Source organism: Tenacibaculum soleae, assembly GCF_001693415.1.
Taxonomy (GTDB): Bacteria; Bacteroidota; Bacteroidia; order Flavobacteriales; family Flavobacteriaceae; genus Polaribacter; species Polaribacter soleae.
On record NZ_MAKX01000013.1, the window covers coordinates 58,955 to 72,747 of the forward strand.

Sequence of the window (13,793 nt, forward strand, 5' to 3'; positions counted from 1 at the left end):
TTCCTAAGCCTTTCTGTTTTTGTGTATATTAGTCGTCGAATAATAAAAATTAAAATAAATGAAAAAGTTATTAACTGTATTGTTATTAGGATTAACAATAGTAAGTGTTGGGCAAGAAAAAGTTTTATTGCGTTTAAATTACGAAAAAGGAGATGTGTATGAAATGAACATGAAAATGACTCAAAATATGGGTGTAGGAGTAATGTCTATGAATACAACAATGACGATGAGTCAAGAGATTACAGATGTTTCTGACAAAGAGTATGAAAGTACTATGAAAATTACTAAAATGATAATGGATATGTCGCAAGGTGGCATGCAAATGTCTTATGATTCTAGTAAGAAAGGTGAAGAGTTAGATCAAGCAGGAAAAATGATGAAAGCTCAAATGGAACCAATGCTAAAAGCTACCATTACAGCTAAAGGAGATAAATTAGGAAAAATTTTAGAAACAAAAGTAGTACCAAATATACCAGGGGCAAGTGATTTAACTAAACAATCGAGTAATGTTACATATCCTGAAAAAGCTGTAGTAGTAGGCGATACTTGGTCTATGATTAAAGATAGTAAAGGGATGAAATTTAACTTTGTTTATAAAGTAACTTCTATCTCATCTAAAAGTGTATTGTTAAATGTTTCAGGAAAAGTTGAAGGTATTGCAACAGGTGATATTACAGGAAGTATGAGCATAGACAGAAAATCTGGTGTGCCTGTAAATTCAAAAATAGATATGATTATACAAATTCAAGGTCAAGAATTAAAAACTAATGTAGAAATGAATATTGTTAAGCAATAATATTGCTTTAAGATAGAAAGCTCAGAATTAAATTAATTCTGAGCTTTTTTTGTATTTACTGACTATATGTTTTTATTGATTTATTTAAAACTTCATAAAAAAATAAATTTTCATTATTTAAAATCACAGTTTAAATCACAAAAATAGATTACCTCTTTTTTTAACTAAGTAAATATACGTTTGCAAAGAATTTTATATTCTTATTTCGGAAATTTCTCTCGAATTTTATCTAAACTTAAATTATGGATACTTCCAATATGAGAATGCTTCTTTGAAGTATCTGGTTTGTATGTTCCATTTTCAACTTTAGCACCAATATCCTTATAAGCATCTCTGTAAGTCATTCCGTTTTCTACTAATGTATTCATATTATCAACCGTAAATAAAAATTTGTATTTTTCATCATTTGGATTTACATCTTTGACAATAATTTGTTTGATTGAAAAATTAAAAATTTCTAAAATATTTTTAACTTCTTCAAAAGCAGCAATCATATTTTCTTTTAATAATTGAAAATCTCTATGATAACCACTTGGCAAATTATTAGTAATTAAAATCATTTCAGTTTGCAATACCTGTATTTTATTACATTTACCTCTAATCAATTCAAATACATCTGGATTCTTTTTATGAGGCATAATACTACTTCCTGTGGTTAACTCATCAGGAAAGGAAATAAATCCAAAATTTTGACTCATATACAAGCAAATATCCATCGAAAAACGAGCTAAGGTGTTACATAATCCGCCCAAAGCCGCTGCAATTGTTCGTTCAGTTTTACCTCTACTCATTTGTGCAGCAACAACATTGTATTTTAACGTAGAGAAATTCAACTCTTGTGTTGTAAAATCTCTATCAATAGGAAAAGAACTTCCGTAACCAGCAGCAGAGCCCAAAGGGTTTTGATCTACTACCTTAAAAGCGGCTTCTAACAAATATATATCGTCTATTAATACTTCGGCATAGGCAGAAAACCACAAACCAAAAGAAGAAGGCATTGCTACTTGTAAATGTGTATAGCCAGGTAATAAATTGTCTTTGTATGTTTCTGATAAACCTAAAAGAGTTTCGAATAAAGTATTCGTTTGTTTAATTACGTCAGCTATGTTCTGTTTGTAATATAAATGTAAGGCAACTAAAACTTGATCGTTTCTAGAACGGGCAGTATGAATTTTTTTTCCAACATCTCCATACTTTTTAGTTAACTCAAATTCAATTTTAGAGTGTATATCTTCAAAGTTATTTTCAATTACAAACGTGCTATTTTCGATTTGATGTTTCATTTCATCAAGCCCTTCTTCTAGTTTTTGTAATTCATCTGAATTAATAATTTCAATTTTATGCAACATTTTTGCATGTGCTAAAGATGCTTGCACATCGTATTTTGCTATATGCATGTCAATCTCTCTATCGTTCCCTACAGTAAATTGTTCTATTTTTTTGTCTATGGTTAATCCTTTATCCCAAAGTTTCATATTCTTTATGTTTTATTGTCAATGCGAGGCACGAAGCAATCTCATAATTAATTAATACCAATTCGGACATAATATAATCGGTAAAATACATTTACTTTTCTACTATTTCTTCGTTATAAAATTGAAATATAGCTAAGGCTATGTTTAAATTTTATGCCTTAAACTAACAAAAATTAAAACGTATTTATTTACAATCATTTTATATCCGAATTGGTATAAGAGGTAATTTCACCATACTTCCTCGTTATGACGATTACTTATTTTTTAAACTATTACTCGATTTAACAAATTAATATAAATTTCAATTCCTTCTTCAATTTCATGTAAATAAATAAATTCATTTGCTGTGTGCGAACGGGTGCTATCACCAGGGCCTAATTTTAAAGAAGGACAACTTAATACAGACTGATCTGATAGGGTAGGAGAACCATAGGTTTTTCTACCTAAAGAAATACCTGCTTTTATTAAATCATGATTCTTCGGAATTGAAGAAGAACTCAATTTTATTCCACGAGGTTTAATAGTATCACAAGGAGATTCTTGTTGTAGAATATTTACAATTTCTTGATTTGTATATTTATCATTAACACGCACATCAACAACTAGTTTCACTTCTGAAGGAATTGCATTATGTTGCTTACCTGCATTTATTTGTGTAACAGTCATTTTTACATCACCTAAAGCATCTGACGATTTTTTAAATTGATAATTTTCAAACCACTTTAAAACATTAATACTATTATAAATGGCATTATTGGTATTTGGGTGTGCAGCATGACTTGGAGTACCTTTAACTATAGCATCAAAAACAACCAATCCTTTTTCGGCAACAGCTAAATTCATTAAAGTTGGTTCGCCAACAATAGCAACATCAATATTCGGAATGATAGATAGCATACTATTTAAACCATTATCACCACTACTTTCTTCTTCTGCAGACGCTACAATTACTAAATTATATGTTAGGTCTTTTTTGTGATAAAAGTGAGTAAAAGTAGCTAATAGTGAAACTAAACAACCACCTGCGTCGTTACTTCCCAAGCCATATAACTTTCCATCTTCAATAATTGCCTTAAAAGGATCTTTTGTGTAGCCATTATTGGGTTTTACGGTATCGTGATGTGAATTTAAAAGTAAGCTAGGTTTACTTTCATCAAAATATTTATTAATAGCCCAAACGTTATGTACATTTCTTTTAAAAGGAATATTGTTACTAATAAACCAACTTTCTAAAAGCAGTGCTGTTTGGTTCTCTTCTGATGAAAAAGAAGGTGTTTCTATTAAGTTTTTTAATAATTCGATCGCATCAAGCGTTAATTCTTGTTGTGTTTTCATTAAGCTTGTATTGTTGTGAATTTTGAATTCTGGTTGTGTAACATTTCTGATTTTCCAATACAAACTTTATGTACCTGTTGGTTAATTGCATGAAAACAATTATTCATTTTTGGTAACATTCCATCGGCAATAATGTTCTTAGCCAATAACTCTTCATATTTTTTTGTAGTAATGTTCTCTATAACGGAGTCGTTATTATTTATATCTAATAAAACACCATTTTTTTCAAAGCAGTAATACAATTCTGTTTGATGTTTCTTAGCAAAACCAATGGCTAATTCTGAAGCAATTGTATCTGCATTAGTGTTTAATAATTGACCATTATTATCATGAGTAATAGCACAAAAAACAGGTGTAATGCCTATGTTTAATAATGTCTCTAAAACATTGGTTTCGACATTAATTATATCGCCAGCAAAACCATAATCTATTTCTTTTATAGGTCTTTTTACTGAGAGAATTGTATTGCCATCAGCACCTGTAAAACCAAGAGCATTGGTTGATTTTTGTTGTAAAGAAGCTACGATTGTTTTGTTTATTTTTCCTGCATAGACCATCGTAATTATATCTAATGTTTCTGTATTTGTTATTCTTCTACCATCAACCATTTTAACTTCTACGTTCATTTGTTGTGCTAGTTTTGTGGCCAATTTACCGCCACCATGTACTAATATTTTTGGACCTTCAATTTTAGAAAACTCAATAAGAAAATTATCTAATGCTATTGGATTGTCTATAATATTTCCTCCTATTTTTATAATTTTTAATGTTTCCATACTCTATTTTAATGTCTCCTCGAGTGAAGTCGAGAGGTTAATTAGGTTTCAACAAACTTCGTTTGTAACTTTCAATCAAAAAATATTATGATTTCAGTAATGCTCAACCTGACAATAATTATATATTCTCTATTATTTTTTTTAACACAACCTGAGCTGCATACGTTCTGTTATTAGCTTCATGAATTACCACAGAATTGTTACTGTCTAACACACTATCTTCAACTACCACATTTCTTCTAACAGGTAAACAATGCATAAATTTAGCTGTACCTAATTTTTCTTTCGTAAGCATCCAATTTGGATCTTGAGAAGTAATTTTCCCATAATCAGTATAGTTACTCCAGTTTTTTACATATACAAAATCAGCATTTCTAAGAGCTTCTTCTTGATTATGATTAATAGGTGTGTTTTTTGTGATCTCAGGATTCAATTCATAACCTTTTGGATGCGTAATAGAAAAATCAACAGCTGTTTCTTGCATCATTTTAACAAATGAATTAGCAACAGCATGAGGCAATGCTTTAGGGTGCGGAGCCCAAGACAATACAACTTTTGGCTTTGGTTTTGTTTTTAACTCTTCAATGGTAATTGCATCTGTTAAAGCTTGTAAAGGATGCGCTGTTGAACTTTCCATGTTTACAACTGGAACTGTTGCATATTTTATAAAGCTATTTAATATGAATTCAGATTCATCTTTTTCTTTATTTTCTAAAGATGAAAATGCTCTTATGGCAATAACATCTCCATATTGAGAAATTACTTGAGCAGCTTCCTTTACATGTTCAGATAAATTTAAGTTCATAACTGTACCATCTTCAAATTCTAAATTCCAAGTATCGTTAACATTTAATATCATTACTTGCATTCCTAAATTTTTCGCTGCCTTTTCTGTACTTAACCTTGTTCTTAAGCTAGAATTGAAAAATAACATTACAAGTGTTTTATGTTTTCCTAAATTTTCAAATAGAAAGGGGGTTTCTTTTAATTGAATTGCTTCTTGAATAATTTTAGAAACATTTTTTATATCGTTTATATTGGTATATTTTTTCATACTATAATTCTATAGGTCTCGACAAACTGCGTTTGCTACTTTCAATTAAAAAATATTTTAATTTTAGTAATGATCAATCAGACAAATCAATGTCTCTTAGAGCACAGTTGAGAGGTTTTTAATTACTCAATTCCTTTTTTACGGCATCAAAAAACTGATCAACATGTTGTTTTTTGATTGTTAGTGGAGGAAGAATCCTTAGTAAATTAGGGTTTTTAGCACTTCCTGTAAAAATATGATGTTTAAAAATTAGTTCCTTTCTTAATGCTGCAATTGGAAAATTTAATTCTACTCCAAGCATTAAACCTCTCCCTTTTATTTTTTTAATAGCTGGAATCTCTGCTGCTTTTTTAATAAAGTATTCAGAAATAATACTTGCATTTTTTAGTAATTTTTCTTCCTTCAAAATAGTTAAAACAGTTAAAGAAGCCACACAAGCTAAATGATTTCCACCAAAAGTGGTTCCTAATAAACCATAAGAAGCTTCAATTGAAGGATGAATTAAAATTCCGCCAATAGGAAAACCATTTCCCATTCCTTTAGCCATTGAAATAATATCTGGGGTAATATTATGTTTTTGAAAAGCAAAGAAATCACCAGTTCTTCCAAAACCAGATTGTACTTCATCGGCTATAAACAAAGCTTTGTATTGTTTACATAATTTATCTAAACTTTGATAAAAAGTAGTAGTACTTTCATCTAAACCACCAACTCCTTGAATACATTCAATAATTACAGCACAAACATCTTCTTTTTGTAAAGCTTTTTCTACAGATTGTAAATCACCTAATTCGAAAAATTCAACCTCTTGTTGTGCATTAATTGGCGCAACAATTTTAGTGTTATCTGTAGCAGCAACCGCAGCAGATGTTCTACCATGAAAACCATTTTTAAAAGCAATAATTTTCTTTTTATTGGTATGAAAAGAAGCTAGTTTTAAAGCGTTTTCATTTGCTTCAGCTCCTGAATTGCATAGAAATAATTGATAATCGTTACAATTAGATTGCTTTATTAACTCATCAGCTAATTTTGTTTGTAACGGATTTTGAATTGAGTTACTGTAGAAGCCCAAATTACTTATTTGATTACTGATATTCTTTACATATGTTGGGTGAGAATGTCCAATAGAAATAACAGCATGCCCTCCGTATAAGTCTAAATATTCTGTGCCATTTTCATCATACACATTAATACCTTTTGCTTTTACGGGAGTAATATCAAAAAGTGGATATACATTAAATAAACTCATAATTGCTCAGTTTTTATGGTGTTAATTTTATTATATGAGGTAACCATTCCTTGTATTAATGAAGAACTCAACCCTTGATGTTCCATTTCATTTAACCCTTCAATAGTACAGCCTTTAGGCGTTGTAACTTTATCTATTTCTTGTTCTGGATGATTTCCTGTTGTAATTAATAAGTTTGCAGCGCCATCACAAGTATGCATGGCTAATTCTTGTGCTTCTTTGGCATCAAAACCTAATTGAATAGCAGCCTGAGTAGTTGCTCTTATCATTCGCATCCAAAAAGCAATTCCGCTTGCACAAACTACGGTTGCAGCTTGCATTTTAGATTCTGGAATAACAATAGAAGTACCTAATCTGTTAAAAACAGCTTCGGCTACTTTTATTCTTTCCAATCCTTTGGTGTTTCCACACAAACAAGTCATCGATTTACCAACGGCAATTGCAGTATTAGGCATTGCTCTAATAATAAAATTATGAACTCCAACAACCTCTTCAATTTGAGTAATTGAAAAACCAGTAATGGTAGAAATAATAATGTGATTCTCTTTTAATAGAGGCTTAATATCATTTAAAATTTGTTTTAAATGTGCTGGTTGAACAGCTAGAATAATGATGTCTGAATTTATAACAGCTTCAGAGTTATTAGTTGTTAAACTAACATTTTTATATCCTTCAAATTCTTTAATAGTATCTAGTTTTCTTCTTGTTAAATACAAAGAAGTTATAGCATTGGTTGTTATTAATCCTTTTGCAATAGATTTTCCTAAATTCCCTGTACCTATAATTGCTATTTTCATGTTTTTATTAGTTTTTGAGTCATTACGAAAGAAGAATGATTGAAGTAATCTGTTTATAAGATCGCTTCGCTGCTCTCGCAATGACATTGCTTTAAAAATAAGTTGCTTTTAAATTTAGTCCTGCTGTTTCCTCAAACCCGAACATCAAATTCATGTTTTGTACTGCTTGCCCAGAGGCTCCTTTTAATAAATTATCAATAACACTTGTTATAAGTAATTTATTTTCATGCTTGTGTAAGTGAATTAAACACTTGTTGGTATTTACTACTTGCTTTAAATGTATTTCTTTATCTGAAATAATAGTAAAATTAGCATCTTTATAAAACTCTTTATAAAGTGTTTTTGCTTCATCTAAAGTTCCTTTAAAATAGGTGTAAGCCGTAGCAAAAATTCCTCTAGAAAAATCACCTCTATTTGGCATAAACACAATTTGAGAACTAAAATTAGTTTGTAACGTTTTTACAGATTGATTGATTTCTCCTAAATGTTGATGTGTAAAAGGTTTGTAATATGAAAAATTATTATCTCTCCAAGTAAAATGGGTTGTTGCAGATAAAGAGGTACCAGCACCAGTAGCACCTGTTACAGCATTTACATGTATATCGTTAGTAACTAAGTTGTCATTAGCTAATGGAAGTATTGCTAATTGAATTGCAGTAGCAAAACAACCAGGGTTTGCAATGTATTTTGCTTTTTTAATTTTGCTTTTTTGTAGCTCAGGCAAACCATAAACGAAGTTTTTTTCTTGAAAAACAGTATCTTTTTTTAATCTAAAATCATTTCCTAAATCGATGATTTTTGTAGCATCAGAAAAAGTATTACTTTCTAAAAACTTCTTAGAATTTCCATGACCTAAACATAAGAACAATACATCAATATTCGAATTAATTGTATTGGTGAATTTTAAGTTTAGAGTACCAACTAAATCTTGATGAATGTTACTTATTTTATTTTCTGCATTAGAGGTACTAAAAATGAAGTTAATTTTAACCTTTGGGTGATTTATTAATAATCTAATTAACTCGCCAGCTGTATAACCAGCGCCTCCTATAATTCCTGCTTGTATCATTTTTTAAGAATTAACTTGTTGATATATTTTGTTTTGATTTCCTAGAATTTTAATAAAACCTTTTGCATCATTTGCAGTCCAAGCTTTATTTTCTTCTCCATAGCTTCCAAATTCAGGATTCATTAAATCATGTTTAGAAGTAATACCATCTAACTGAAAATGATATGGTTTAAGAGTTATAGATACTTCACCTGAAACTTTAGCTTGACTATTTTCTAGAAAAGCTTCGATATCTCTCATAACAGGATCTAAATATTGGCCTTCGTGTAAATGCATTCCGTAAAAACTAGATAAATATTCTTTATGTTGTAATTGCCATTTAGTAAGTGTATGTTTTTCTAATAAGTGATGTGCTTTAATTGAAATTAGCGCAGCAGCAGCTTCAAAACCAACTCTTCCTTTAATTCCAACAATGGTATCACCTACATGAATATCTCTACCAATAGCATATTTAGATGCTAATTCATTTAATTTTTGAATGTTATTTTGTGGTGAATCAATTATAGCGTTTATAGCAATGAATTCGCCATTTTTAAAAGTCATTTTTACTTTTTCCTCTCCGTTTTTTTCTAATTGAGATGGATATGCTTTTTCAGGTAATGCTTTAGCAGAAGTTAACGTTTCTTCTCCGCCAACACTTGTTCCCCATAAACCTTTATTTACCGAGTATTTTGCTTTTTCCCAAGACAAGTCAATTCCATTATCTTTTAGGTATTGTATTTCTTCTTGTCTAGAGAGTTGTTGATCTCTAATTGGTGTGATAATTTCAATTTCAGGAGCAATAGTTTGAAAAATAATATCAAAACGTACCTGATCATTTCCTGCTCCAGTACTTCCGTGAGCAATATATTTTGCATTAATACTTTTAGCATATTTTGCAATTTCTATTGCCTGAATAATCCTTTCTGCACTTACAGATAAAGGATATGTATTGTTTTTTAATACATTTCCGTAGATTAAATATTTTACTACTTTTTGATAAAATGTAGCGACAGCATCAATATTATTATAAGTAGTAACTCCCATTTTATAGGCGTTTTTTTCAATATCTTGAATTTCAGTATTTGTAAATCCACCTGTATTTACGCTAACAGCATGAACTTCATATCCAGCTTTAGATAAGCTAACGGCACAATATGATGTATCTAAACCTCCGCTGTATGCAATGACTAATTTTTTCATTTTTTATATTTTTTTAAGAAAAGGCTTTCTTTAATTCTCTTTAATCTTTGAAAAACTTTCTCTTTAATTTTTACTTTAGTGTTGTTTTTTTCTTTGATTGATGGATCGAATAACATTCCTGTACATAAACACATTTGTTGTTTTGTTCTTTGTAAAACATCATAGTTTTTACAGGTTTGACAGCCTTTCCAAAAAGATTGGTCATTTGTTAATTCTGAAAAAGTAACAGGTTTGTACCCTAAATCGCTATTTAATTTCATTACAGGTAAACCTGTTGTTATTGAAAATACTTTCGCTGAAGGGAACTTTGTTCTCGAATGCTCAAAAACAGCTGCTTTTATTCTTTTAGCCAATCCTTGTTTTCTGAAATTAGGATGTACAATTAAGCCTGAATTGGCAACGAATTTTCCATGTCCCCAAGATTCTATATAACAAAATCCAGCAAATTTCTCATTCTCTAAAGCGATAACAGCATTGCCGTTTTCTATTTTAGTGATGATATATTCAGGTGTACGCTTAGCAATTCCTGTACCTCTAACATTAGCAGATTCGGCAATAGTGTCACAGATAATTTTTGCGTATATACTATGTGATTTATTAGCAATAACAATTTCCATTGTTCTTGATTTTAAATAATACCAATATGAATTTAGTAAACACTTAAGTGTTTGATAGGTATTGTGTTATTTGAAATAAATTGATTGTTTGAAAAGAAGAACCGGACTCACCTAGGTTCAATAAATTAGATAGCACCCAAAGGGCGACGGCGGAAAATAGGGCGTACAACTGCGGCGCTATTCGAAAGAATAACTACAGATACTATTGATATGAATTTGAAATTGTACAAAGAATAAAAAATAAAAGTTACGTATAAAGAAATATTTGTTTGCTTTTAGCTGCGACGGCGAAAGCGAACAAATGTACTGGGAACAGTACTACGTATTTTATTTTTTTGTGTAATCATATTACAAACATATAAATTAATTTTAAATTATTATAAAATAATTAGGATAATTAAAAAATAAATTTCAATATTTGCCTATCGGTTTTTTATAAACGGAGATTAAAACAAAAAATGAATAAACAAATTTTAAATATTATTTCTATTGTAGTCATTGTAATTATTTTACAAGGATAAAGGAAGTATATTTAAAAAAAATAAATATTAAAAGGCTTCCTAAATTTTTAGGAAGCCTTTTTTATTACAACAAAATGAATCAAATTTTAAACATTATCGCATTAATTATTGTCATTATTAGCTCACCACCGAGTTGATACAGATGTTTATTGCTATACAAAAAAAACCTGTGTCAATTTTGACACAGGTTTTTTTTATATGTTGAATAGTATATATGTTGTTTTTTAAATTATTGATAATTAAACTATTAAGTGTTTTTATTGTCAGATAGGCATCATTAAAGTAAAAAGAAAATAGAATTAATAAAGAAACAATAAAATAATTTTGAATATTAAAAAAAGAAGAGGATGTATTATAACGAAGAAAGTGTGATTTTTTACGATGGAGAGTTTATCAAAGCAAAAGATGCTACGTCAAATCCATACAGTCAAAGCTTGCATTATGGTAATGGAGTTTTTGAAGGCATAAGAGCTTACAAAACGAATGAAGGTACTAAAGTGTTTAAATCTGAAGAACATTATAAACGACTTAAATACGGAGCCGAAGTAATGAGTATTGAGTTTAATTATACTGAAGAAGAGCTTACACGATTAACATATGAGTTGTTAGAAAAAAATAATTTACAAGACGCATATATACGACCTCTAATTGTAGCAGGTGAAAATATGGGGGTCTTTTCAGCTAAAGATTCTCAATTAATTATACAATGTTGGGAATGGGGTAAATTAATGGGTAATAAATTATTAAGAGTTAAAACATCTAAATTTCAACGTCCAAATCCTAAATCATGCTTTGTTGAAGCAAAAGTAACAGGGCATTATACGAACTCTATTTTAGCATCAAATGAAGTAAAAGCGGCAGGTTATGATGAAGCTCTGTTATTAGACATGAATAATAATGTTGCCGAATGTTCTGGAGCAAATATATTTATGGAGAAAGATGGGAAATTATATACACCTCCTAAAGGCCATATTATGGCAGGTATTACACGATCAACAGTAATTGATTTATGTAAAGAAAATGGAATTCCACTAGAAGAAAAGCATGTCACTTTAGAAGAATTAAAAAATATGGATGCTTGTTTTTTTACAGGAACAGCAGCCGAAGTTGTAGGGTTAGAATCATTAGATGAGTATCATTTCCCATTAGCATGGGAGAAATCACACGGATATCAATTAATGAAATTATATAAAAACGAAGTATTAGGATTACGTAATAAACGTAAAGCAAGTTAAAATGAAATTAAACAAACACAGTAGTAGGTTAACACAAGATGAATCTCAACCAGCATCACAAGCAATGTTGTATGCAGTTGGTTTAACAGATGAAGACATGAGTAAAGCTCAAGTTGGTATTGCAAGTACTGGCTATGATGGTAACCCATGTAACATGTATTTAAACAATTTAGCAGCCGAAGTTAAAGTTGAAACAAAAATTGCAGGTTTAGTTGGTTTAGGATTTAATACAATTGGAGTTTCTGATGGGATTTCGATGGGAACTTCAGGAATGAATTACTCGTTAGCTTCAAGAGATATTATTGCCGATTCAATAGAAACTGTTATGAATGCACAAAGTTATGACGCATTAGTATCGGTAGTTGGTTGTGATAAAAATATGCCAGGAGCAGTAATAGCGATGTTGCGTTTAAACCGTCCATCAATTATGATGTATGGAGGAACAATTGCATCTGGAAACTATAAAGGAAAGAAACTAAATATTGTCTCTGCTTTTGAAGCTTTAGGGCAAAAAGTAGCAGGAGAAATAGAAGAGGATGAATATAGAGAAATTATAAAAAGAGCAATTCCTGGTGCTGGCGCATGTGGTGGTATGTATACTGCAAATACTATGGCATCAGCAATAGAGTGTATGGGGTTTGCACTACCATATAATTCATCAATACCAGCAGAAAATCCTAATAAATTATCAGAAGCAGAAAGAACAGCTTTGGCTATTAAAAACTTATTAGAATTAGATTTAAAACCTTTAGATATTATATCTAAAAAGTCTTTAGAAAACGCAATGGCATTAGTAAATGCTTTAGGAGGTTCTACCAATGCTGTATTGCACTTTTTAGCAATAGCTCATGCTGCTGATATTGATTTTACGTTAGATGATATTCAAAAGGTAACAGATAGAACTCCTTTAATTGCAGATTTAAAACCATCAGGAAAATATTTAATGGAAGATGTTCACTCAATAGGAGGTACGCCTGCTGTAATGAAGTATTTATTAGATAATGGTTATTTACATGGTGATTGTTTAACTGTTACAGGAAAAACATTGGCTGAAAACTTAGCAAATGTTGATGCAATGGAGTTTGATGATCAAGATGTAATACACCCAAAAGATAAAGCTTTAAAAACATCAGGAAACATTCAAATAATCTATGGGAACTTAGCTTCTGAAGGAGCTGTTGCAAAAATTTCAGGAAATGAAGGATTGCTTTTTGAAGGAAAAGCAGTTGTATATGATGGAGAACAGGCAGCAAATACAGGTATTTCTAACGGAGAGGTAGAAAGAGGTGATGTGGTTGTAATTAGATATGTTGGACCAAAAGGAGGACCTGGAATGCCAGAAATGTTAAAGCCAACTTCGCTTATTATGGGAGCAGGCTTAGGAAAATCTGTTGCATTAATTACTGATGGTCGTTTTTCAGGAGGAACTCACGGATTTGTAGTTGGGCATATTACACCTGAAGCACAATCTGGAGGAACAATAGGTTTACTTAAAACAGGAGATAAAATTAGAATTAGTGCAGAAGACAATTCTATAAATGTATTACTTTCTGATGAGGAATTAGCAGAAAGAAAAGCGCAATGGGTAACACCTGCATTAAAGCATAAAAAAGGAATATTATACAAATACGCAAAAACAGTAGCGTCAGCATCTAAAGGGTGTGTAACTGATGCATTTTAATAGCTG

12 protein-coding genes are annotated in these 13,793 nt (G+C 30.3%); 3 read left to right on the forward strand and 9 right to left on the reverse strand.

What is annotated here, in order from left to right; genetic code table 11:
• Nucleotides 1–58: 58 nt before the first annotated feature.
• Nucleotides 59–796 (forward strand): hypothetical protein, encoded by a 738-nt coding sequence (locus BA195_RS09885; protein WP_068704991.1) that lies wholly within the window; start codon nt 59–61, stop codon nt 794–796.
• Nucleotides 797–996: 200 nt separating this feature from the next.
• Here the strand turns inward: BA195_RS09885 and argH are convergent, their stop codons facing one another.
• The 9 genes from argH to BA195_RS09930 form a co-directional block, all read right to left on the reverse strand.
• Nucleotides 997–2,271, reverse strand: coding sequence for an argininosuccinate lyase (gene argH, locus BA195_RS09890; RefSeq protein WP_068704993.1), 1,275 nt, complete (start codon nt 2,269–2,271; stop codon nt 997–999).
• A gap of 264 nt (nt 2,272–2,535) precedes the next feature.
• Complete coding sequence (locus tag BA195_RS09895) at nt 2,536–3,606, reverse strand: M20 family metallo-hydrolase (RefSeq protein WP_068704995.1); 1,071 nt, start codon at nt 3,604–3,606, stop codon at nt 2,536–2,538.
• Nucleotides 3,606–4,382: an acetylglutamate kinase gene (gene argB, locus BA195_RS09900; protein WP_068704997.1), complete on the reverse strand. Its 777-nt coding sequence runs from the start codon at nt 4,380–4,382 to the stop codon at nt 3,606–3,608. Before argB ends, BA195_RS09895 begins: the two co-directional genes overlap by 1 nt.
• A 118-nt stretch (nt 4,383–4,500) precedes the next feature.
• Nucleotides 4,501–5,436 carry a Rossmann-fold NAD(P)-binding domain-containing protein gene (locus tag BA195_RS09905; protein ID WP_068704999.1) on the reverse strand — a complete coding sequence of 312 codons (936 nt, stop codon included), beginning with the start codon at nt 5,434–5,436 and terminating at the stop codon, nt 4,501–4,503.
• A gap of 118 nt (nt 5,437–5,554) precedes the next feature.
• The gene (locus BA195_RS09910; protein ID WP_068705001.1) at nt 5,555–6,685 is read right to left on the reverse strand and encodes an aspartate aminotransferase family protein; all 1,131 of its coding nucleotides are present in this window, start codon (nt 6,683–6,685) and stop codon (nt 5,555–5,557) included.
• Nucleotides 6,682–7,482, reverse strand: coding sequence for a pyrroline-5-carboxylate reductase (proC, locus tag BA195_RS09915; protein ID WP_028889776.1), 801 nt, complete (start codon nt 7,480–7,482; stop codon nt 6,682–6,684). Before proC ends, BA195_RS09910 begins: the two co-directional genes overlap by 4 nt.
• A 91-nt stretch (nt 7,483–7,573) precedes the next feature.
• Entirely contained in the window at nt 7,574–8,551 is a 978-nt protein-coding gene (gene argC / locus BA195_RS09920; RefSeq protein ID WP_068705002.1) for an N-acetyl-gamma-glutamyl-phosphate reductase, read from the reverse strand.
• 3 nt (nt 8,552–8,554) lie between these two features.
• The gene (locus tag BA195_RS09925) at nt 8,555–9,733 is read right to left on the reverse strand and encodes an argininosuccinate synthase (protein ID WP_068705005.1); all 1,179 of its coding nucleotides are present in this window, start codon (nt 9,731–9,733) and stop codon (nt 8,555–8,557) included.
• Nucleotides 9,730–10,350: a GNAT family N-acetyltransferase gene (locus tag BA195_RS09930; RefSeq protein WP_068705007.1), complete on the reverse strand. Its 621-nt coding sequence runs from the start codon at nt 10,348–10,350 to the stop codon at nt 9,730–9,732. The genes BA195_RS09925 and BA195_RS09930 overlap by 4 nt, the downstream gene beginning before the upstream one ends.
• A gap of 868 nt (nt 10,351–11,218) precedes the next feature.
• Between BA195_RS09930 and BA195_RS09935 the strand changes: the two genes are divergently transcribed.
• Nucleotides 11,219–12,106: a branched-chain amino acid transaminase gene (locus tag BA195_RS09935; RefSeq protein WP_068705009.1), complete on the forward strand. Its 888-nt coding sequence runs from the start codon at nt 11,219–11,221 to the stop codon at nt 12,104–12,106.
• Nucleotide 12,107: 1 nt separating this feature from the next.
• A complete protein-coding gene (gene ilvD / locus BA195_RS09940; protein ID WP_068705011.1) occupies nt 12,108–13,787 on the forward strand; it encodes a dihydroxy-acid dehydratase in 1,680 nt (559 codons plus the stop codon).
• The last annotated feature ends 6 nt before the right edge of the window (nt 13,788–13,793 follow it).